Raw genomic sequence first — 20,315 nt, forward strand, 5'->3', positions numbered from 1 at the left:
AGTCCGCTTGGTAGCAAAAGGAATGGGAGCCCTGCAGTGCTGACCGTCGATTTCTCGCGCTTCCCGCTCGCCCCCGGCGACCGGGTGCTCGACCTGGGCTGCGGCGGGGGCCGGCACGCGTTCGAGTGCTACCGCCGCGGCGCCAACGTGATCGCCCTCGACCAGAACACCGAGGAGATCGCCGAGGTCAAGAAGTGGTTCGCCGCGATGGAGCAGGCCGGCGAGGCCCCCGAGGGTGCGTCGGCGGTCGCGATGGAGGGCAACGCGCTGGCGCTGCCGTTCGAGGACGAGTACTTCGACAAGATCATCATCTCCGAGGTGATGGAGCACATACCCGATGACAAGGGCGTGCTCAACGAGATGTTCCGGGTCCTCAAGCCCGGCGGCCTGCTCGCCGTCACCGTGCCGCGCTGGCTGCCCGAGAAGATCTGCTGGGCGCTGTCCGACGAGTACCACGAGGTCGAGGGCGGCCACATCCGGATCTACCGCGGCGACGAACTGCTCGGCAAGCTCAAGGACGCCGGCCTGGAGCCGTACGGCACCCACCACGCGCACGCGCTGCACTCGCCGTACTGGTGGATCAAGTGCGCCGTCGGCGTGGACAACGACAAGGCGCTGCCGGTCAAGGCCTACCACCAGCTGCTGGTCTGGGACATCGTCGGCACCCCGGTGATCAGCACCCTCACCAAGGCCGCCGAGCGGGCCCTCAACCCGGTCATCGGCAAGAGCTTCGTCGCGTACGCCTCGAAGCCGCGGAGGGCGGGCGCATGACCGCGGCCGTCCCCGAGGTGCTGCTGCTCGAGGGGGTGCTCGACGCCGAGCAGGCGGCCGGCACCGTCCGCAGCATCCTCGCCGAACAGCGCCCCGACGGTGCCATACCCTGGTTCGCCGGCCACCACCTGGACCCCTGGGACCACACCGAGGCCGCCATGGCCCTCGACACCGCCGGCGAGCACGCCGCCGCCGAGGCCGCCTACCGCTGGCTCGCCGCCAGCCAGAACCCGGACGGCTCCTGGTACGCCGCCTACACCGACGGCGTGGTCACCGACCACGCCAAGGAGACCAACTTCTGCGCCTACGTGGCCGTCGGCGTCTGGCACCACCACCTCAGCACCGGCGACGACGCCTTCCTGGAGTGGATCTGGCCGGTCGTCCGGCGCGCCCTGGACTTCATCGTCGGCCTGCGGCTGCCCGGCGGCCCGATCGCCTGGCGCCTCGACGAGGACGGCACCGCCACCGACGAGGCGCTGCTCACCGGTTCGTCCAGCATCCTGCACGCGCTGCGCTGCGGCCTGGCCATCGCCGAGTACCTGGAGGAGCCGCAGCCGGACTGGGAGCTCGCGACCGGCCGGCTGGGGCACGCCGTGGCGCACCACCCCGAGCGCTTCCTCGACAAGGACCGCTACTCGATGGACTGGTACTACCCGGTCCTCGGCACGGGCCTGCGCGGCGACGCGGCGGTCGAGCGCATCGACCGGGAGTGGGACCGCTTCGTCGTCCCCGGCCTCGGCGTGCGCTGCGTCAGCGACCGCCCCTGGGTGACCGGCGGGGAGAGCGCCGAACTGGCCCTGGCGCTCTGGGCGATCGGCCAGTCCGACCGCGCGGTGGACATCCTGCGCTGGATCCAGGAGCACCTGCGGCACGAGGACGGCTCGTACTGGACGGGGTACGTCTTCGAGGACGACGCCATCTGGCCGGAGGAGCGCACCACCTGGACGGCCGGCGCACTGCTGCTCGCGGTCGCCGCGCTCGGCGGTGACCCGGCGACCGTCGCGGTCTTCGGCGGCGAGCAGCTGCCCGCCGGGCTGGTGGTCCGGGACTGCTGCTGACCCGCCCGCGCCGGGCCGGCCCGAAGGGGCGGGACGGCGAAGGGACGTGACAGCGCGAAGGGGCGGGACCGGAGAGATCCGGTCCCGCCCCTTCGCCGTACCGCCGGGGCGTCAGCCGCGCTGGATGCCCGCGGTGTCGGCCAGCAGGCCGAGGCTGCCGTCGGCCAGCTGGGCGACCAGCGCGGAGCCGCGCTGCTCGACCGCCAGGTACCAGGTACCGGGCACCAGCTCACCGATCGGGGCACCGACCGGGTTGTCCTTCGGGGCCAGCGGGCGCGGGGCCGGCACGGCGAACCAGAACGGCGCGAAGTCGGCCGCCGGGGCCGGCTGCGCCTGCGCGGCCGGGACGGGCTGCGGGGCCGGGGCGGCCGCGTCCTGCGGCTGGCCGGCGGCCGCACCGGCCGGGTAGCCGTAGCCGCCGGGCTGGGCGCCGTACGCCGGGGCCTGGTTCGGGTCCTGGCCCGGGCCCGGGTAGCCGTACTGACCGGGCTGACCGGGCTGACCGGGCTGGCCCGGGGCCGGGTAGCCCTGGTACGGCACGGCGGCCGGGCGGTCGGTGACCAGCGGGGCCTTCAGCGCCGGCACCAGCGGCGCGGCCGCGGCCGCACCCGCCAGCACGATCAGCGAGATCAGGCCGAGCCAGGCGCCGAAGCCGTGACCGAAGCCGGAACCCGACGGACCGCCACCCAGCGACCACAGCGCCGTCCACAGCGCGGTGACGGCGAACGCGATGCCCCACTGGTCCAGCCGGAGGCCGAGCACCTGGCGGCCGGCCGCGGCCGGGCCCTGGAACCGCTGCAGCAGGATCAGCACCGCGGCGGCGATGCCGAGCAGGTAGATCGAGGGCAGGATGGGGAACAGCTGGGTGCTCCACGCGTTCTGCGACGTGTCGCCGCAGTACCGGCCGCTGCAGTCCACGGTCCAGTAGGGCAGGAAGGAGGCGATGAAGAGCAGGACGGCCGCGCCTGCGACGGCGGCGTCTCCCCTGGTGAGAGCGCGCAGATTCACTAACGTTCCCCTCGTTGACGTGTCGTGGTCGGCGGTTCGTGCGGTCGGGCTGACCGGCCGAAACTCCCGAACGGACCAGAAGCCTAGGCCCAACCGCGCCGCCGGCGCACGGCGGGACCGGTAATGGGGCGAAGTCGTTGCAAACGGCGCGGGCCGGGCGCGCTGCCGCCCACCGGGCCGGCCCGCCCCAACTCCCTTTACCGCGTGGTCAGATACGCCGTCAGCGCGTCTGCGATCCCCTGTGCCGCCTGCTGCCGCCACTGAGGATCCGTCATCCGCTTCGCGTCCGCCGGGTTGCGCATGTTACCGCACTCGATGAACACCTTGGGGACCGTGGACAGGTTGAGGCCCCCCAGGTCGGAGCGGGTGTCCAGGCCCTGGTTCGCGACGTAGTCCGCGTACTGCTCGCCGGTCGCCGCGCGGAAGTGCTCGCGCAGCAGCAGGCCGAGCCGGTGCGAGGGTTCGACGATCGCGGAGGTGTCCGCCTTCCCCGCCACCACGCGCGCCGGCATGATCACGTGGAAGCCGCTGCCGCTCGCCGGGCCGCCGTCGCCGTGCACCGAGAGCGCGACGTCGGCGTGCGCGGCGGCGCTCGCCCGGGCGCGTTCGTCGATGCACGGGCCCCACGGGCGGTCACCGTCCTGCACCAGCACCACGGTGGCGCCGCGGGCGGCGAGGATGGCCCGCGCCCGGCGGGACACGTCCAGGGTGTACTCGGCCTCGGTGTAGCCGGCGTTGGTCTCGGTGCCGGTGGTGTCGCACTCCTTGTGGGCGTTGCCGATGTCGACCTGACGGTTGATCTCGGTGGTGTGCGCCGAGTTGCCCGGGTTGTGGCCGGGGTCGAGCACGACGGTGCGGCCGCTGAGCGCGGTCGCGTCGGGCGAGCCGGAGGCGCCGGGGGAGGCGGTGGCGGCCGCGGTGTCCGACGGAGCCGGGGAGGCCGCGGTGGGCCGGTCCGCGGCCGGGGTGCCCGAGGCGTCCGGCGCGCCGGACGCACCCGGCGTCCCCGGTCCTCCGGACGGGTCGGTGCCGGACGGGGTGGTGGGCGCCGCGGCGGAGGTGCCCGCGGCGCTCACCGGGGTGGGGCCTTCGAGGGCCTGCCAGCCCAACCAGCCCGCCATGCAGAGCGGTACGGCCGCGCCCACCACCGTGGTGACGCGCAGCAGGGCGGAACGGCGGGGCGGTCGGGAGGCGGAGCCGGTCACGGGTGGTTCAGATCCTGTCCTGGGTGCGCGGGGTGAGGCCGTAGCTGTCGGCGATCGGCTTCCACTTGGCGGCGAAGTCCTTCTTCGCCTGGGTGGCCTGCGGGTTGAGCTCGTCGGCGTGCTTCTTGTCGGCGGTGTTCGGGGCCGAACCCGAGCAGCCCTGGCCGGCCACCGCCCGGGCCCAGCTCGCGTACGCCCGGTCGATGTCGGCCGACAGCTGCCAGGCCTGCTTCAGCGAGGCCACCGCGTCGGCGCCGCCCGGCACGTCGCCGACGCCCACCCCGGCGAGCTTGCGCAGCAGGTCGTCGCGCTGCTTCGCACCGTTGTCGAACACCTGCGCCGCGCTCTCGATGTCGGCCTTCGCCGGGCAGCTGGTCACCTTGGCGACCGCGCTGCCGATCGGGGCCTTCGCGCTCTCGCCCTGGGTGAGCAGGTCGTCCAGCGCCTGGGCCTGGCCCTTGGCGTTCGGGCCGGCTCCGGAGGCGGTGGGGCTCGGCGTGGCGCCGGCCGAGGCCGGGTCGGTCGCGGCGCCGCTCGGCGCGGCGTCGGTGCCCGTCGGGGCCGGGGCCGGCGGCGGGTTGCCGGCCGAGGTCGGGGCGGTGGCCGACGGGGCGGGCGCGGCCTGCCCGTTCTTGTCGTCGCCGTTCCTGGCGGCCATCAGCAGGCCGCCGCCGACCGCCAGCACCAGGAGCAGGGCGAAGCCGATCAGTAGGGGGGCCTTCCGGTTGCCCGGGCGGTCCTCGTCGTCCGGGTCCGCGTAGTCGTTCGGGTAGTCGGCGGGGTGGCCGGCCGGGTACCCCGGCTGCCCGGGACCGCCCGGGTACGGGCCCGGGCCGTGCCCGTACGGGGCCTGCGGGGGGCCGGCGGGCGGCTGCGGCGGGTACACGTAGCCGGGGCCGGGGGCCTGGCCGGAGACGTAGCCGGGGCCGGCCTCCCGGCCCGAGACGTGACCCGGGCCCGGGGCGGTGCGCTGGGACGTCGCGTGGGAGGGGAACGGAGCGGCGGGCGGCGCGGCGGGCGGCTGCGGGGCCGCGGCGGGGAAGGCGGGCGCGGTCGGCGCCTCGTGGCCGGGTGCGGCGGCCAGGTAGGGGCGGGCGGCCAGCGGGGGGCCCTGGTCGCCCACGGCGCCCGCGGTGGGCGGCGGGGCCACGGGGCCGGGAGGGACGGGGCCGGTCACGAGCGGCGGCGGGCCGGCGGCCTCCTCGCCCGAGGCCTGCTGCGGGCCGCGCACCCAGCCGCCCGCACCACCGCGCGCGGTGGGGTCCCAGACCGCCGGAGCGGTATTGTGCTGGTCCGTCATGTGCCGCTAGCCCCCACCGTCCGCCGATTGCTCTGCCTGGTGCTGCGCGGACACCGTACCGTTCGAACCCCCGCCCGACAGCCCCGGCACGACGTTAGAGCATCGGGGTGTGGCTGTGGGGCGGCTCGGCGGATCGGTCGGAGGCGCGGCGGTCGTCCGTGCGCGTCGGGGCCGGGCGGGAGGGTTCGCGGGGCCCGTCGGGGCTCCCCGGGCGGGGTGCGGCGGGCGCCGGGGCGGACGGCGGGGGAGGCTCAGCCCGCCGTGCGGCGCAGGACCCGCAGCGAGCCCGTCACCGAGACCTCCTCGAAGCCCTCGGCGAGCGCCCGCAGGTACACCCGGTACGGGGCCTGGCCGCCGTCCGCCGGGTCCGGGAACACGTCGTGCACCACCAGCAGCCCCTCCGGCGCCAGGTGCGGGACCCAGCCCTCGTAGTCGCCGGTCGCGTGCTCGTCGGTGTGCCCGCCGTCGATGAACACCAGAGCCAGCGGCCGCCCCCACAGGGCGGCGATCCGGGGCGAGCGGCCCACCAGCGCCACCACGTGCTCCTCCAGCCCGGCCGCGTGCAGGGTGCGGCGGAACCGCGGCAGGGTGTCCATCAGCCCCACCTCCCGGTCCACCAGCGTCGGGTCGTGGTACTCCCACCCGGGCTGCTGCTCCTCCGAGCCGCGGTGGTGGTCCACCGTGAGCGCGACCGTCCCGGTCTCCCGGGCCGCGGCGGCCAGCAGGACCGCGGAGCGCCCGCAGTAGGTGCCGATCTCCAGCACCGGCAGCCCGGTGCCGCGCGCCGCGGTCACCGCCGCCGCGTACAGCGCCAGCCCCTCGTCCACCGGCATGAACCCGGTCGCCGCCTCGAACGCCGCCAGCACCTCGGGCGCCGGGCGGGCGCTCTCCAGCAGGTCGGACATGCCGTGCTCCTCGGGTTCGGGACGTCCGGGACGGGGGCGGACGTGCTCGCCCCGGACCCTACTCGACGGTAGACGGGGGGACCACAGGGGCCCTGGAACGTGTTCTAGTCCCGCCGGGCCGCCCGTGCCAGAATCGGCCCGACCGCCGATCCGAGGCACACCAGGCACACCGGGAGCAGCCCCATGCGCGCAGCCGTCCTGCACAAGACCGGCCAGGACACCCTCGACGTCCGGGAGGACGTGACGGCCGTCGGGTTCGGCCCCGGCACCGTACGGGTCCGGATGCGCGCGGCCAGCCTCTGCCACTCCGACCTCTCCGCCATGAGCGGCGTCCTGCCGCAGCCCGCGCCGTTCGTCCCCGGGCACGAGGGTGCCGGGGACGTCGTCGAGGTCGGCGACGGCGTCCGGGGCATCGCCCCCGGCGACCGCGTGGTGCTCTGCTGGATGGCCCCCTGCGGCCGCTGCGCGCACTGCGAGCACGGCCGGGGCCACCTGTGCGTCGCCAGCCTGCGGCGGCTCGGCGCGCCCGGCTTCCGCTTCGAGGAGGGCGGCGCCGCCGTCGAGGCCTCCGGGTTCTACGGCACCGGGGCCTTCGCCGAGGAGGTCGTGGTCTCCGCCGACGCCGTCATCAAGGTGCCCGCCGACCTGCCCCACGAGGCCGCCGCGCTGATCGGCTGCGGCGTCACCACCGGCGTCGGCGCCGCCGTCAACACCGCCCGGGTCGAACCCGGCTCCTCCGTCGCGGTGATCGGCGCCGGCGGGGTCGGGATCGCCACCGTCCAGGGCGCCCGGGTCTGCGGGGCCGCCCGGATCACCGTCGTCGACCCGGTCGCGTCCCGCCGCGAGCGGGCGCTCTCCTTCGGCGCCACCGAGGCCCTCGCCCCCGAGGAGCTCAGGGCCGCGGCCAAGGGCCTGCCGGGCGGCGGCTTCGACTACGTCTTCGAGGCCGTCGGCCGGGCCGCCACCGTCCGGGCCGGGTACGACGCCGCCCGGCGCGGCGGCGCGGTCGTGGTGATCGGCGCCGGCGCGCAGGACGACCGCGCGCAGTTCACCATGGGCGAGCTGTTCTTCAACGAGAAGCGCCTGCTGCCCTCGCTCTACGGCGGCGCGCCCGTCGCCCGCACCATCGGGCTGGTCGTCGACCTCTGGCGGGCCGGGCGGATCGACCTCGACGCCATGATCACCCACCGGGTCCCGCTGGCGGACGTCAACGAGGCCGTCGCGCAGATGCGCAGCGGCGAGGCCCTGCGCACGGTCGTGACGCTGGGCTGAGGCGGCCGGCACCGGACGCGGAAGGGCCCGCCGGGGGTGCGTCCCCGGCGGGCCCTTCCGTGCGTGCGTGCTCAGCCCAGGCGCGCCGCGGCGCGGTGCCGGCCGTGCGGGTCGGCCGCGGGGCTGTCGTCGGCGGCGGACCGTCCGCGGTGCCGACCGTGCGACGCGGTGTCCTCGGCCGTGTTCTCGTCGGCGTCGGTCCCGTTGGCCGCGGGTCCGGTGGTGTCGGTGAGGGTGTCGGACATCAGAATCGTCTTCTCCGTGCGAGGGTGCAGGTCATCGGCGCCCGGCCGGCGCGTGGCGCGCGGCCCGGTCCCCGATCGGGCGCTCGGTACGCGCCACAGCCGGTGATCGCGGCCCGTGCCCCGGCCACCATAACGGCCGGAGCGGACGAGATCCTATCGAGATCACGATGCGCGCCCGGGGGCCGGGCGCGGCGGTGTCATCAGCCCGGTCGGCCGGTCCGCAGGAACCCGGCGAGCAGCTCGTGCAGGACGGCGGCGCCCTCCTCGGCGAGCACCTCGTGGCCGGAGCCGGCCGCCTCGACGTACCGGAAGTCCACTCCCTCGACCCGGCCGATCCGCAGCAACTCGTGCCGCAGCGAGCGGGATTGGCCGACCGGGACGACCTCGTCCCGATTGCCGTGCACGATCAGCAGCGGTGCGGTCAGCCGGTGCGCGAGCTGCAGGACGTCGCGCGGGCCGCGGGCGTCGGCGATCGTCTCGCCGCCGCCCAGCCGGGTGGTCAACGCTCCGACGGGCCCGGCGGCCTCGGCCAGCAGCCGGGCGCCGGACAGGAACGGGGCGACCACCGCGCAGCGCGACACCTGCTCCGCGGGCGCGTGCGCGGCCGCCAGCAGGGCGAGGAACGCGCCGTAGCTGACCCCGAACAGGGCCGGGGGCTCCAGGCCGAGCGCCGCACGCTGCCCGGCGATGCCGTCCAGCAGGTGCAGCACGTCGTCCAGGTCCGGTCCTCCCCAGGCGCCCCGGATGGCCATCGCGTGCGCCACCCCGTAGCCGGTGGAGCCGCGCTGGTTGGGGGCGACGACGGCCAGCCCCTCGGCGGACATCCGCTGCAGCGCGGGGTCGAACTCCAGCCGCCAGGCGTCGGCCGGGCCGCCGTGCAGCGCCAGCACCAGGTGCGGGCTGCTCAGCCAGGCGTCCCCGCCGTACACCACGGCCTCCAGGGGCCCTGCGGGGCCGGCGAGTTCGAGGCTCTGCGCGGGCTGCCAGCGGCCGCCGTCGCCGGGTGCGGTGCTGCCGTCCACCCGCCAGCCCGGCGGCGGGGTGCGGGTGGCCCGGGGGCCGTCGGGCTGCCACGGCAGCCCGGCCCCCCGCCAGGGGCCGGGGGGCCCGGAGCCCAGTGGTGCCAGTTGCAGCGGCAGCGGCGTCGGGCCGCCGGCGGCCGGGGCGGGGCCGTGCGCGAGCAGCGCGTCGACGTCCAGGGCGGCCAGCGCCGCGGGGTGGTCGGGCGAGGAGTAGGGGAGCCGCAGTGCCGCCTCGCCCCACTGCCCGACCGAACCGAGCCGGCCGGGCGGGACGGGGAGCGGTTCGAGCCGGCCGGTGCCCGGCCGCCAGAGGGCGAGCGCCGAGCCGGCGCCGTGGTCGACCTGCACCGCGACCCGCAGGCCGTCGCCGTCCGGCCGCAGCGCCACCGGACGCAGGACGGTGCCCGCGACGTGCAGGCACGCCGGGAACCGCAGCGGCTCGCCGCCGCCCAGCACGCCCCAGCCGAGCCGGTCGGTGCCCGGTGCGTCGCTGCGCACCATCGCGAACCCGCTGTCCGGGTCGAACAGCACCAGCCGGTCGTTGCTGTGCCCGCCGATCTCCAGCAGCGGGGCGGTCGTGCCGCTGCGCAGGTCCAGCAGCACGCTGCGGACGAGTCCGGCGTCGACCCGGTCCAGCGCCAGCAGGTCACCGGTGCGGTCCAGCCAGGTGCCGCCGCCGTGCAGTCCGGGGATCTCGGCGACCCGTTCGGGCTCGCTGCCGTCCGTGCGCACCAGCCAGGCGGTGGTGGCCGGGCGGTTGTCCGTGCCGAGGGCCAGGGCGACGGGCGTGCGGGGGCCGGCGCCGGGGCCCGTCGGGAGTGCCAGCAGCCGCAGTCCGGGCATCCGGATGGTGGCCACCGGCTGCTCCGCGGCGGAGGTCCCGCCGTAGGAGAGGCGGACCAGGTCGTGGCGGTCCCCGTCGTGGCGGCAGATCAGCACCGAGCCGTCCGGCAGTGCGACCAGGTGGGAGCGCAGGTCCTCCGAGCGGTTGCCGGACAGCGGCAGGGCGAGCGGGGCGGCCGGGCCGCCGTCCGGGGGCAGCCGCCAGCTCTCCGCGTACCAGCCGCCGTCGGCGGCCGAGGCCAGGCAGGCAGCGTGTCCGCCGTCGGCGGCGAAGGCGAAGCCCAGCCGGCGCAGCGCCGGCGCGACGGTCCGGGTGGCCAGGTTCACGTCCCGATCACCCCGCTCGTCGTGCCGCGACACCGGTGGACCTCCGGCCGTGCCGGCTCCGGACGCGGGCCCGTCGCGGATCCGGTGGACCGGGCGGACCCGACGCGGACGGCCCGGCCGTGCACCGGAGGCCCTCGACGGCGACCTCCCGGTCGTCGTCGCCTCCCCGGCCTCCGGCGCCGGCCGGCGCCGCCCGCGTCGTCCCCGGCCACGGGGCCGCCGCATCCGGCCCGTGGCCCGCCGATTCCCCGCCCGCGGCCGTACGCAGCGATGTGTCCGCCTCCATGCGCCGCCACATCCCTTCGTCTGGGCCGCCGGCCCGGGTGCCCACTGCTCCGGCACCCGGGCCGACGCCCCGGCCTGATCGGTTCCTCGGAAGGAGCGGGAGCCCCGGGGGCCGGAGTCACCGGCCCCGCCGTGCCCCGCCCGGTGCCCGCTCCTGCCGGGCCCGCGCGGGGCGGAGCGCCGTCCGGACCGCCAAGTCGGGGCGCCTCCCGGGGCAACTCCCGTTCGCAGGACTGAAGTTACTTTCGAGGCGGGGGTGACTCAACGGAGCGCCGGTCACTTCACTCATAAGGGTGATCCGGGCTTCGTTTCGCCTTCGTGCGAGGGCCCCGGTGTGAGCAACGCGCGCCCGGCGTGCGGAGGCGTGGAGGCCGCGCCGGTCGCTCCCGGCCGCCCCCTCCGCCGGTTGACGCGCATCCGTACGCCGACGGCACCTCCGTCCGAACGCCGCCCCCGCTCGGGCCCGACCCCCGCCCGACGGGGGCCCGCGCCCCGCCCGAACGGCACCCCGGACTCCTCCGGCCCCCGCAGCCCGGCCCGCCCCGCCCCACGGCCGGGGCCCGACCGCCCCCGCGCGCACGGTAGTCTCGACAGGTGCCGAAACTGTCCGACGTCATCACCGCGCTCGAAGAGGTCTACCCCCCGCAGTGGGCGGAGTCCTGGGACGCCGTCGGCCTGGTCTGCGGGGACCCTCAGGCCGAGGTCGGCCGCGTGCTGTTCGCCGTCGACCCCGTGCAGACGGTCGTCGACGAGGCCGTCGAATGGGGCGCCGACCTGGTCGTCACCCACCACCCCCTCTACCTGCGCGGCACCACCAGCGTCGCCGCGACCGGTTTCAAGGGCCGGGTGGTGCACACGCTGATCAGCAACGGCATCGCCCTGCACGTCGCGCACACCAACGCCGACCACGCCGACCCCGGTGTCTCGGACGCGCTGGCGGAGGCGGTCGGACTCCGGGTGACCGGCCCGCTGGTGCCGGACCCGACCGACCCGCTGGGCCGCCGCGGCTCCGGCCGGATCGGCCTGCTGGAGCCCCCGCTGACGCTGTCCGCCTTCGCCGCGCAGGTCGCCAGGGGCCTGCCCGCCACCGCCGCCGGGGTCCGCGTCTCCGGGGACCCGAACCGGCTGCTGAGCCGGGTCGCCGTGTGCGGCGGCTCGGGCGACGGATTCTTCGCCGAGGTGCGGGCGGCCGGGGTGGACGCCTACCTCACCGCCGACCTGCGCCACCACCCGGCGTCCGAGGCCGCCGAGGCGGCGCCGGTCGCGCTGGTCGACGCCGCGCACTGGGCCACCGAATGGCCCTGGCTGACCCTGGCCGAGCGGGCCCTGCTGGCCGCCGCGGACAAGCGCGGCTGGGCCGTGGAGACCAAGGTCTCCCACCGGGTCACCGACCCGTGGACCGCGCACGCCCCCATGTCCTTCACCGCCTGACCCGATTCACAGGAGCCCTCCGCTTGAACGCCGCGCCCGCCGACCAGATCCGCCTGCTCGACCTCCAGGCCATCGACTCGAAGCTCGACCAGCTGGCCCACCGGCGCCGGACCCTGCCCGAGCACGCCGAGATCGAGAAGGCCTCCGCCGACCACACCGCGCTCAAGGACCTGGTGGTCGCCGCCGAGGCCCAGCAGGGCGACACCACCCGTGAGCTGACCAAGGCGGAGGGGGACGTGGAGCAGGTCCGCGCCCGGTCCGCCCGCAACCAGCAGCGCCTCGACTCCGGCGCGATCACCTCGCCGAAGGACCTGGAGAACCTCCAGCACGAGATCGGCTCGCTGGCCAAGCGCCAGGGCGACCTGGAGGAGGTCGTGCTGGAGGTCATGGAGCGGCTGGAGAGCGCCCAGGGCCGGGTCGTCGAGCTGGGCGCCCGCCTCGAGCACTCCACCGTCGTCCTCACCGAGGCCGAGGCCCGCCGCGACGCCGCCTTCGCCGAGATCGACGGCGAGGCCGAGAAGGTCAAGCGGGACCGCGAGGCCGTCGCCGCCGTCATCCCCGCCGACCTGCTCAAGGTCTACGGCAAGCTGCGCGAGCAGCAGGGCGGCGTCGGCGCGGCCCGGCTGTACCAGCGCCGCTGCGAGGGCTGCCGCACCGAGTTCTCCATCACCGAGCTGAACGCCATCAAGGCCGAGCCGGCCGACAAGGTGGTCCGCTGCGAGAACTGCTCGCGGATCCTGGTCCGGACCGCCGACTCGGGTGTCTGAACCGGTGGCGGCACGCTTCGTCGTCGAGGCTGACGGCGGGTCCCGGGGCAACCCGGGGCCGGCCGGCTACGGCGCGGTGGTCCGGGACGGCGACACCGGGCAGATCGTCGCGGAGGCCGCCGAGTTCATCGGCCACGCCACCAACAACGTGGCCGAGTACCGGGGCCTGATCGCCGGCCTCAAGGCGGCCCGGGACCTCGACCCGGACGCCTCGGTGGACGTCCGGATGGACTCCAAGCTGGTCGTCGAGCAGATGTCGGGCCGCTGGAAGATCAAGCACCCCGACATGCAGCCGCTGGCCGCCGAGGCGCGCACCGTCCTGCCGCGCGGCCGGGTGACGTACACCTGGATCCCGCGCGAGCGGAACAAGGACGCCGACCGGCTCGCCAACGAGGCGATGGACGCGGGCCGGGCCGGCCGCCAGTGGGAGCCCCGGCCGAAGGCCGCCGCCGTCGCCGCGGAACCGCCGCTGGAGACCGCCGCCCCCAGGGCCGGCTGGGCGGCCGAGGCCGACCTCGGCACCCCGACCACCTTCGTCCTGCTGCGCCACGGCGAGACGGCGCTGACCCCGCAGAAGCGGTTCTCCGGCAGCGGCGGCACCGACCCGGAGCTCTCCGACCGGGGCCGCTGGCAGGCCGAACGGGCCGCCGCGGCGCTCGCCGCGCGCGGCAGCGTCCAGGCCGTGGTGGCCTCCCCGATGCGCCGCACCCGGCAGACCGCGGAGATCGTCGCGGCCCGGCTCGGCCTGGAGGTCCGGTACGAGGACGGGCTGCGCGAGGTCGACTTCGGCGACTGGGAGGGCCTGACCTTCGCCGAGGTCCAGGAGCGCTACCCGGACGACCTGGCGGCCTGGCTCGGTTCGGCCAAGGCCAAGCCGACCGGCAGCAGCGAGAGCTTCACCACGCTCACCCACCGGGCCGGCATCGCCCGGGACAGGATCATCGCGCGGAACCCGGGCCGGACGGTGCTGGTGGTCTCCCACGTCAGCCCGATCAAGACGCTGGTCCGCCTGGCCCTCGGCGCCCCGCCGGACTCGATGTACCGGATGGAGCTGTCCGCCGCCGCGCTGTGCTCCGTCCAGTACTACGCGGACGGCAACGCCTCGCTGCGGCTGCTCAACGACACCTCGCACCTGCGCTGAGCGTCCGCGCCGCCGGGGCCGGGGCCGGTGCCCCGCCCCGGAGGCGCGCCGCGGGGCCGCCGCGCTCAGTGCACCTCGGTGACCACCACGTCCAGCTGCCAGGGCCTGCGCGCCGTCCCCTCGGCCGCCACCTCCACCCGGTGGCCGAGGCCCAGCAGCGCGTCCGTCAGTTCACCGGGCGTCTTCGGCTCGGCCCCCGCGACCAGCAGGTCCCGCACCAGACGGCCCTTGGTCGCCTTGTTGAAGTGGCTGACGACCGTGCGCCTGCCGTTGCGCTCCTGCAGCACCCGGACGGTCGCCGTGCGGGACACCACCTCACCGGCCGGCTTCCACGCCGCCGCGTACGCCGAACTGCGCAGGTCCAGCACCAACCCGTCGGCCACCTCGGGCAGCACGTCGGCCATCGCACCCCGCCAGTACGCTCCGAGCGCCCCCAGCGGCGGCAGTTTCACGCCCATCGAGCAGCGGTAGGGCGGGATCCGGTCGGAGATCCGCACGGCGCCCCAGAGACCGGAGAAGACCAGCAGCGAACGCTCCGCGCGGTCGTACGCGGCGGCGTCCAGCGTGGCCAGGCCCAGGTTGTCGAACAGCACGCCGGTGTACACCTCGCCGGCCGGCCGCGCCCCCGCCGTCGGCAGCCCGGCGTTGCGGGCGACCTCCCCGCGCAGGCCCGGGCTGAGCCCCAGCACCCCGGCGGCGGTGTCCTCGTCGCCCCGGCAGAGGCCGACCAGCGCGTCCAGCACCGCGCCGCGCGCGGCCGTCAGCCCGGGCAGCGACAGCCGGTCGAGTGCCACCGGCACGCCGTCCCCGGACGCGGCCTTGCCCTCCGAGGGCGGCAACAGCACCAGCACAGCGGACTCCTCAACACTTTGTGGCAGACGGACCCCGCCACCCTACCGCCGGGCCGCCGGACCCCGGCGGGGGCGACCGTCGCCGGGACGGCCGCCCGGGCGCCCCCGCCCGTACCTCCCGCGCGCACCTTCCGCACCTGCCGCGCCCGGTCCGTGCCCGCGCCCCCGAAATCCGGTGGGCCCGGCCGGCGTCCGCCACTACCGTGAGCAACGAGGAGCGTGAACGAGATGACCCTGCGACCCCTGGACCCGGTGCCCGGCGACGACGACGCCGCGGCGGAGGCCCTGTCCGTGCCCGTGCCCGCCGGCCTGCCGGCGGAGACCCGGCAGGCCCTGGAGTTCGCGGTGCGCGCGGCCGCCGAGGCCGTGATGGCCGGGAGGGTCCGGGTGACGGAGGCGCCGGCCGGTTCGGACACCGCCGAGCTGGCCTTCGACGTCCGCCGCTCCGCCGTCCCGGACGTCCTCACCGAGCACCCGAGGCCGCCGTCCCGGCCGGCGGCGCAGCCGTCCCCGGAGTCCCCGGATCCGTCGGAGCCCCCGGAGCATGCCGGGCCGGGCCGGGCCGAGCGCCGTGCGGCCCTGGTGGCCCGGATCCGTGCGGCCAACGCGGAGACGCTGGAGAGGCTCAAGGACCTGTGACCGAGTACCTGGACCTCGACGACGTCACCTACCTCGCCGGCGGTCCGGGGAACGTCCGCGACCTCGGCGGCCTGCTCTCGGCGATCGCCCGCCCGCAGGCGAGCCTGTTCGGCGGCGACGCCTACCCGGACCTCTGGTCCAAGGCGGCCGCCCTCGGCCAGAGCCTGGCCCGCAACCACCCGCTGGTCGACCGGAACAAGCGCACCGCCTTCGAGGCGATGCTGCTGTTCCTCGACTACAACGCCGAGCCGTACACCGACCCGCACCCGGACGACGCCGTGGCCTTCATGCTGCGGCTGGCCACCGGGGGCTACGACGACGCGGTCTCGCTGGCCGCCAAGGACCTCAAGTCCCTGCTGGGGCGGTGAGTTCGCGGCACGCCGCCGGGCGGCCGCCTCCGTCCGGAATCACCCGATTCGCCCTACGCTGCCTGCATGCCTCGCCGAAAACTGCGCGTCAAGGCCGCCGACTCCGCCCGGATCAACGCCGAACTGGCCGAGCTCCGCGCCAGCCTGGAGGTCCACACCGAGTGGCCCGAACCGGTGCTGGCAGAGGCGGAGGAGGCCGCCGAACGCCCCCGGCTCCCCGAGTACGACGCCACCGACCTGCCCCTGTTCACCGTCGACCCGCCCGGCTCCCGCGACCTCGACCAGGCCATGCACCTGACCCACCGCCCCGGCGGCGGGTACCGGGTGTACTACGCCATCGCCGACGTCGCCGCCTTCGTCCGCCCGGGCGGCGCGATCGACGCCGAGGCCCGCCGCCGCGTCGAGACCCTCTACTTCCCGGACCACCGCGTCCCGCTGCACCCCGCCCGGATCTCCGAGGACGCCGCCAGCCTGCTGCCCGGCGAGCCCCGGCCCGCGCTGCTCTGGCAGCTGGACCTCGACGCCGACGGCGCCGTGCTGCTCGCCGACCTGCGCCGCGCCCTGGTCCGCTCGCACCGGCGCCTGGACTACGCCGCCGTCGAGCGCGCGGTGGAACTGGGCGGCGCCGACGAGCAGCTCGCCCTGCTGGCCGCCGTCGGCCGGCTGCGCGAGGAGCAGGAGCGCGCGCGGGGCGGCGTCAGCCTGCCGGTGCCCGAGCAGGAGGTGGAGGAGACCCTGCACGGGTACGTGCTCGGCTACCGCGCCGCCGGCCCCGCCGACGGCTGGAACGCGCAGATCTCGCTGCTCACCGGCATGGCCGCGGCCGAACTGATGCTGGACGCGGGCGTCGGCCTGCTGCGCACCCTGCCGGCCGCCCCCGCCGCCGCGTACGAGCGGTTGCGCCGGATCGCCGCCGCACTGGACGTGGACTGGCCGCAGGGGCTCCCGTACCCGGAGCTGGTCCGCTCGCTGGACCCGGACACCCCGCTGGACGCCGCCTTCCTCAACGCGTGCACCGGCCTGCTGCGGGGCGCCGGCTACTGGGCCTTCGACGAAGCCCGCGGCGTGCCCGCCCCGGCGGATCCGGCCCACGCCGCGCTCGCCGCCCCGTACGCGCACTGCACGGCGCCGCTGCGCCGGCTCGGCGACCGCTTCGCGCAGGAGGTGTGCGCCGCGGTGGCGGCCGGGGAGGAGGTGCCGGACTGGGCTCGCGAGGCGCTGCCCGAGGTGCCGGGCCTGATGGCGACCGGGGACCGCCGGGCGGCCGAGGTCGAACGGGCCTGCGTGGACCTGGTCGAGGCGGAGCTGCTCACGGGCCGGGAGGGCGAGGACTTCACCGCGGTGGTGGTCGACGTGGACGGGAAGCGGCCCGGCTCCGGCACGGTGCAGCTGCGCGAGCCCGCCGTCCGGGCCCGCTGCGACGGCCCGGCCGAGGCGGGCGCCGCCGCGCCCGGCGCCCTGCCGCTCGGCGGCCTGGTCCGGGTCCGGCTGACCCGGGCCGACCCGGCCACCCGGACGGTCCGCTTCGCCGCCGTCTGAGCGCCGCGGGGATGGGAGGATCGGTGCGTGCCCGAAGCCGACCCCTCCAGCGCCCCGGAGCGCCGCCGCCGTCTGCTCGTCCTCGCGATCTGCTGCCTGAGCCTGTTCATCGTCGGTCTGGACAACACCGTGGTGAACGTCGCGCTGCCGGCGATCCAGCGGGACCTCGACGCCCCGGCGTCCGGGCTCCAGTGGATCATCGACGCCTACACCCTGGTCCTCGCCTCCCTGCTGATGCTGTTCGGCTCGGTGGCCGACCGCTTCGGCCGCCGCCGGGTGTTCACGACCGGGCTGGCGTGCTTCGCGCTCGGCTCGCTGCTGTGCAGCCTGGCGGCGGACCTCGAGTGGCTGGTGGCGTTCCGCGCCCTGCAGGCGGTCGGCGGTTCGATGCTGAACCCGGTGGCCATGTCGATCATCACCAACACCTTCACCGACCCGCGGGAGCGGGCCCGGGCGATCGGCGTCTGGGGCGGGGTGGTCGGCCTCTCGATGGCGCTGGGCCCGCTGCTCGGGGGCTTCCTTGTCGACGCGGCCGGCTGGCCGTCGATCTTCCTGATCAACGTCCCGGTCGCCCTGGTCGCGATCGCCCTGACCGTCCGCTTCGTCCCGGAGTCCCGCTCGCCCCGGCCGCGCAGGCTCGACCCGGTCGGGCAGCTGCTGATGGTCGTCCTGCTCGGCTGCGGGACCGCCGCCATCATCGAGGGCCCGGGCCACGGCTGGACGTCCCCGCTGATCCTCGCCCTGGCGGCGGCCGCGCTGGCCGCGCTGGTTGCCTTCCCGCTCTGGGAGCGGCGGGTGGCCGAGCCGCTGGTGGACCCGCGGTTCTTCGCCGGCGCGCCGTTCACCGGGGCCACCGTCACCGCGGTCTGCGCCTTCTCGGCGCTCGGCGGCTTCCTCTTCCTCAACACCCTCTACCTGCAGGGCGTCCGGCACTACGGCCCGATCGAGGCCGGCCTGTGGACGCTGCCGATGGCCGGGATGATGCTGGTCTGCGCGCCGCTGTCCGGGCGGGTCGTCGCGGCCCGGGGGCCGCGCGGGCCGCTGGTCGCGGCCGGGCTGGGCCTGGCCGCGAGCGGACTGCTGCTCACCCGGCTGGCCGCGGACTCCCCGCCGGCGCTGCTGCTGGTCGCGTACGCGCTGTTCGGCTTCGGCTTCGGCACGGTCAACGCGCCGATCACCAACGCGGCCGTCTCGGGCATGCCGCGTGCCCAGGCGGGGGTGGCCGCGGCGGTCGCCTCGACCAGCCGGCAGGTCGGCCAGTCGCTGGGGGTGGCGGTGATCGGCACGGTGGTGACGGCGGCCGTGGTCGGCCCGGTGGCGACGGGCTTCGCCCCGGCGACCCACGCCGGCTGGTGGATCCTGGTCGGCCTGGGCTGCGCGATCTCCCTCCTCGGCCTGGTCACCACGACCGCGTGGGCCACCGGGACGGCCGCCCGGGTGGCCGCCCGCCTCGGCGGCGATCCGCCGGTGGACCGGTCCGGTGTGCGGGAGGCGCCGCCCGAGCGGCTACGATGACCACTACGGCGGAAGAGCCGGCCGGGCGGTCGCGACGGGTCCCAGGACCCGCCGAGGAACGTCCGGGCTCCACAGAGCAGGGTGGTGGGTAACGCCCACCCGGGGTGACCCGCGGGACAGTGCCACAGAAAACAGACCGCCCACCGCTTCGGCGGAGGGTAAGGGTGAAACGGTGGTGTAAGAGACCACCAGCGACCGGGGTGACCCGGCCGGCTCGGTAAACCCCACCTGGAGCAAGGTCAAGATCGGTGCCCTCGGGCACCGTGCGCGAGTGTTCGAGGGCTGCTCGCCCGAGCTCGCGGGTAGACCGCACGAGGCTGTCGGCAACGGCAGTCCTAGATGGATGGCCGCCTCCCCGGGCCGCGCGAGCAACCCGGGAGACAGAACCCGGCGTACAAGGCCGACTCTTCCGCCCCTGACTTCACGAGGGCCCTCCGACCTGCGGAAACGACAGGTGGGAGGGCCCTCGGTGGTGTTCCGGCGCCCCGCCGTGGAGTTCCGGATGCGGGCCCCGGCAGGGCGGCGCCACGATGGAGGCAGCGGGCAACGCCCGAATCCGAGAGGAAGGGGGCGGGACCATGGCTCCTCTGCCACCCGACCCGTGCAGTCGCATGCGGACCTGGATCGCCTCGGCCGAGCGTGCGGTGAAGCACGACCAGTTCGTCGTCGAGCACGACGCGGCCGGCCTCGACCAGTTGCGCACCCAGCCGTACCCCGATCCGGAGAAGCTCGCATCGGCGGAGGCGGGGCTGGCCGCGGACCGCCGCCTGCTGTCGCAGGACGAGAAACGGCTGTCCGATCTCCAGCACAAGTTCGACCTCGAGTGCGGGGCCGTCGCTCCGTGACGGGGGAGCGGACCCCCGTGGCCCGGCGCCCGCCCCGCTCCGGGGCGGGCGCCGGCGGGGTCAGGACGGGTGGACTCCGACGGCGTCGCGGATCTGCTCGCCCAGGCCGCCGTTGACCCGGGCGCAGTTGGCGCAGCAGAAGAACATGCCCGCGACCTCCACGCCGTGGCCCACGATGCGGACGTCGCACTGTTCGCAGCGCGGCGCGAGCTTCTCCATCGCGCACTCGAAGCTGTCGAAGGTGTAGGTGTCGCCGGTGACCGTCCTGATCTCGAAGGCGAGCCAGTAGTCGTTGCCGCAGGTGACGCAGATGGCCATGGCGGCCGTCTCCTTCCGGTCGGGGCCGGCCGGCCGGGGTGGCCGGGCGGCCTGCTCCCAGTGTCCGGGCGTCGCCCGGGGGCGGCCACCCGGCGGCTGCGTCAGGTGGACCGGGCGGCCAGCTCCTCGAGGGCCCGGACGGCGCGCTCGGCGTCGTCGGCGCCGACGAACAGGTGGTCGTGGTGGAAGCCGGCCACCACGTTGCAGCTGATGCCCTCCTCGGCGAGCCGCCCGGAGACGGCCGCGGTCAGACCGACGGCCTCCAGGGCGGAGTGGATCCGGAGGGTGATCCAGGCCGCCACGTACGAGTAGCGCAGGCCGAGTGCGTCGGCCTCCTCCTGGGTCACCACCACCGTCACCCCCTCCGGTTCGGCGACGGTCACCACCGGCCGCATTCCGGCGGGCACCTTCGCGGGGAGCGTGCAGTACACGTACCGCCCCGGGTTGAGCAGCGGGCGCATTCCGCGCAGCAGGGTCGCAAGGTCTCGTTCTCCGGCCATGCGCGCCACCGTAGCGGCTGGGTCGCGGACGGGCGCCGCGTCCGGCGGCCGTGTCGGAATCCGTTGACGAGCGACAGTCACCGATATATCGTCGAGCTATCGAGACAGTAACTCGACTGGCTCGGTCGACAAGGAGGTGGGCGCCATGCGCTCAGGAAAC

The 20,315-nt window shown here is 76.0% G+C and carries 20 protein-coding genes and 1 other RNA gene; 12 read left to right on the top strand and 9 right to left on the bottom strand.

Translation table 11 applies throughout. The annotated features are described in order from the left end of the window. Positions 1-36 precede the first annotated feature (36 nt). Complete coding sequence (locus ACFYUY_RS05415; RefSeq protein WP_360214532.1) at positions 37-771, top strand: class I SAM-dependent methyltransferase; 735 nt, start codon at positions 37-39, stop codon at positions 769-771. After that, a complete protein-coding gene (locus ACFYUY_RS05420; protein ID WP_387898165.1) occupies positions 768-1,829 on the top strand; it encodes a prenyltransferase in 1,062 nt (353 codons plus the stop codon). Before ACFYUY_RS05415 ends, ACFYUY_RS05420 begins: the two co-directional genes overlap by 4 nt. Positions 1,830-1,940: 111 nt before the next feature. Here the strand turns inward: ACFYUY_RS05420 and ACFYUY_RS05425 are convergent, their stop codons facing one another. From ACFYUY_RS05425 to ACFYUY_RS05440, 4 genes are all read right to left on the bottom strand, one after another. Then, a complete protein-coding gene (locus ACFYUY_RS05425) occupies positions 1,941-2,837 on the bottom strand; it encodes a hypothetical protein (RefSeq protein WP_387898167.1) in 897 nt (298 codons plus the stop codon). A gap of 197 nt (positions 2,838-3,034) precedes the next feature. Continuing rightward, a complete protein-coding gene (locus ACFYUY_RS05430; protein ID WP_387898168.1) occupies positions 3,035-4,042 on the bottom strand; it encodes an N-acetylmuramoyl-L-alanine amidase in 1,008 nt (335 codons plus the stop codon). 7 nt (positions 4,043-4,049) lie between these two features. Beyond that, entirely contained in the window at positions 4,050-5,342 is a 1,293-nt protein-coding gene (locus tag ACFYUY_RS05435; protein WP_387898171.1) for a hypothetical protein, read from the bottom strand. A 251-nt stretch (positions 5,343-5,593) separates the two neighbouring features. Then, a complete protein-coding gene (locus ACFYUY_RS05440) occupies positions 5,594-6,247 on the bottom strand; it encodes a class I SAM-dependent methyltransferase (protein ID WP_360214542.1) in 654 nt (217 codons plus the stop codon). Between the two features lie 183 nt (positions 6,248-6,430). Between ACFYUY_RS05440 and ACFYUY_RS05445 the strand changes: the two genes are divergently transcribed. Next, positions 6,431-7,519: a Zn-dependent alcohol dehydrogenase gene (locus tag ACFYUY_RS05445; protein WP_387898173.1), complete on the top strand. Its 1,089-nt coding sequence runs from the start codon at positions 6,431-6,433 to the stop codon at positions 7,517-7,519. Between the two features lie 71 nt (positions 7,520-7,590). On the opposite strand, the gene ACFYUY_RS05450 is transcribed toward ACFYUY_RS05445, so the two are convergent. Together ACFYUY_RS05450 and ACFYUY_RS05455 are read right to left on the bottom strand one after the other, a co-directional pair. Next, the gene (locus ACFYUY_RS05450) at positions 7,591-7,764 is read right to left on the bottom strand and encodes a hypothetical protein (protein WP_360214546.1); all 174 of its coding nucleotides are present in this window, start codon (positions 7,762-7,764) and stop codon (positions 7,591-7,593) included. A 200-nt stretch (positions 7,765-7,964) separates the two neighbouring features. After that, positions 7,965-9,956, bottom strand: a complete 1,992-nt coding sequence (locus ACFYUY_RS05455; protein WP_387898175.1) for an alpha/beta hydrolase family protein — start codon at positions 9,954-9,956, stop codon at positions 7,965-7,967. 879 nt (positions 9,957-10,835) lie between these two features. On the opposite strand from ACFYUY_RS05455, the gene ACFYUY_RS05460 reads away from it, so the two are divergent. Genes ACFYUY_RS05460 through ACFYUY_RS05470 form a run of 3 tightly spaced genes read left to right on the top strand, consistent with a single transcriptional unit; the run spans position 10,836 to position 13,580 of the window. After that, positions 10,836-11,672: a Nif3-like dinuclear metal center hexameric protein gene (locus tag ACFYUY_RS05460; RefSeq protein ID WP_360214550.1), complete on the top strand. Its 837-nt coding sequence runs from the start codon at positions 10,836-10,838 to the stop codon at positions 11,670-11,672. Between the two features lie 23 nt (positions 11,673-11,695). Then, positions 11,696-12,439, top strand: a complete 744-nt coding sequence (locus tag ACFYUY_RS05465) for a zinc ribbon domain-containing protein (RefSeq protein ID WP_387898179.1) — start codon at positions 11,696-11,698, stop codon at positions 12,437-12,439. Positions 12,440-12,443: 4 nt separating this feature from the next. Next, entirely contained in the window at positions 12,444-13,580 is a 1,137-nt protein-coding gene (locus ACFYUY_RS05470) for a bifunctional RNase H/acid phosphatase (RefSeq protein WP_387898182.1), read from the top strand. 65 nt (positions 13,581-13,645) lie between these two features. On the opposite strand, the gene yaaA is transcribed toward ACFYUY_RS05470, so the two are convergent. After that, complete coding sequence (yaaA, locus tag ACFYUY_RS05475; RefSeq protein ID WP_387898184.1) at positions 13,646-14,431, bottom strand: peroxide stress protein YaaA; 786 nt, start codon at positions 14,429-14,431, stop codon at positions 13,646-13,648. 228 nt (positions 14,432-14,659) lie between these two features. Here yaaA and ACFYUY_RS05480 point away from each other — a divergent pair, with 228 nt between their 5' ends. The 6 genes from ACFYUY_RS05480 (at position 14,660) to ACFYUY_RS05505 (ending at position 19,337) form a co-directional block, all read left to right on the top strand. After that, positions 14,660-15,070 (top strand): hypothetical protein, encoded by a 411-nt coding sequence (locus tag ACFYUY_RS05480; protein ID WP_387898187.1) that lies wholly within the window; start codon positions 14,660-14,662, stop codon positions 15,068-15,070. Further along, positions 15,067-15,438, top strand: a complete 372-nt coding sequence (locus ACFYUY_RS05485; protein ID WP_360214560.1) for a Fic family protein — start codon at positions 15,067-15,069, stop codon at positions 15,436-15,438. Before ACFYUY_RS05480 ends, ACFYUY_RS05485 begins: the two co-directional genes overlap by 4 nt. Positions 15,439-15,504: 66 nt before the next feature. Further along, positions 15,505-16,977, top strand: a complete 1,473-nt coding sequence (locus ACFYUY_RS05490) for an RNB domain-containing ribonuclease (protein WP_387898189.1) — start codon at positions 15,505-15,507, stop codon at positions 16,975-16,977. Positions 16,978-17,004: 27 nt separating this feature from the next. Continuing rightward, on the top strand, positions 17,005-18,492 hold the full coding sequence (locus ACFYUY_RS05495; RefSeq protein WP_360214564.1) for an MFS transporter: 1,488 nt from the start codon (positions 17,005-17,007) through the stop codon (positions 18,490-18,492). A gap of 13 nt (positions 18,493-18,505) precedes the next feature. Further along, positions 18,506-18,904: RNase P RNA component class A (gene rnpB, locus ACFYUY_RS05500), an RNA gene on the top strand. A 166-nt stretch (positions 18,905-19,070) separates the two neighbouring features. After that, the gene (locus tag ACFYUY_RS05505) at positions 19,071-19,337 is read left to right on the top strand and encodes a hypothetical protein (RefSeq protein ID WP_387898191.1); all 267 of its coding nucleotides are present in this window, start codon (positions 19,071-19,073) and stop codon (positions 19,335-19,337) included. 60 nt (positions 19,338-19,397) lie between these two features. On the opposite strand, the gene ACFYUY_RS05510 is transcribed toward ACFYUY_RS05505, so the two are convergent. After that, positions 19,398-19,655, bottom strand: coding sequence for a Prokaryotic metallothionein (locus ACFYUY_RS05510; RefSeq protein ID WP_360214566.1), 258 nt, complete (start codon positions 19,653-19,655; stop codon positions 19,398-19,400). Positions 19,656-19,756: 101 nt separating this feature from the next. Continuing rightward, positions 19,757-20,155, bottom strand: a complete 399-nt coding sequence (locus tag ACFYUY_RS05515) for an ACT domain-containing protein (RefSeq protein ID WP_360214568.1) — start codon at positions 20,153-20,155, stop codon at positions 19,757-19,759. Positions 20,156-20,315 lie beyond the last annotated feature (160 nt).

The sequence above is a fragment of the Kitasatospora sp. NPDC004745 genome (assembly GCF_042873275.1).
In the GTDB taxonomy this organism is placed as follows: domain Bacteria; phylum Actinomycetota; class Actinomycetes; order Streptomycetales; family Streptomycetaceae; genus Kitasatospora.

Excerpts from the sequence above, each read along its gene's own strand:
- ACFYUY_RS05420 (WP_387898165.1), top strand. The coding sequence starts at position 768 with ATGACCGCGGCCGTCCCCGAGGTGCTGCTGCTCGAGGGGGTGCTCGAC.
- ACFYUY_RS05435 (WP_387898171.1), bottom strand. The coding sequence starts at position 5,342 with ATGACGGACCAGCACAATACCGCTCCGGCGGTCTGGGACCCCACCGCG.
- ACFYUY_RS05440 (WP_360214542.1), bottom strand. The coding sequence starts at position 6,247 with ATGTCCGACCTGCTGGAGAGCGCCCGCCCGGCGCCCGAGGTGCTGGCG.
- ACFYUY_RS05445 (WP_387898173.1), top strand. The coding sequence starts at position 6,431 with ATGCGCGCAGCCGTCCTGCACAAGACCGGCCAGGACACCCTCGACGTC.
- ACFYUY_RS05450 (WP_360214546.1), bottom strand. The coding sequence starts at position 7,764 with ATGTCCGACACCCTCACCGACACCACCGGACCCGCGGCCAACGGGACC.
- ACFYUY_RS05480 (WP_387898187.1), top strand. The coding sequence starts at position 14,660 with ATGACCCTGCGACCCCTGGACCCGGTGCCCGGCGACGACGACGCCGCG.
- ACFYUY_RS05490 (WP_387898189.1), top strand. The coding sequence starts at position 15,505 with ATGCCTCGCCGAAAACTGCGCGTCAAGGCCGCCGACTCCGCCCGGATC.
- ACFYUY_RS05505 (WP_387898191.1), top strand. The coding sequence starts at position 19,071 with ATGGCTCCTCTGCCACCCGACCCGTGCAGTCGCATGCGGACCTGGATC.
- ACFYUY_RS05510 (WP_360214566.1), bottom strand. The coding sequence starts at position 19,655 with ATGGCCATCTGCGTCACCTGCGGCAACGACTACTGGCTCGCCTTCGAG.
- ACFYUY_RS05515 (WP_360214568.1), bottom strand. The coding sequence starts at position 20,155 with ATGGCCGGAGAACGAGACCTTGCGACCCTGCTGCGCGGAATGCGCCCG.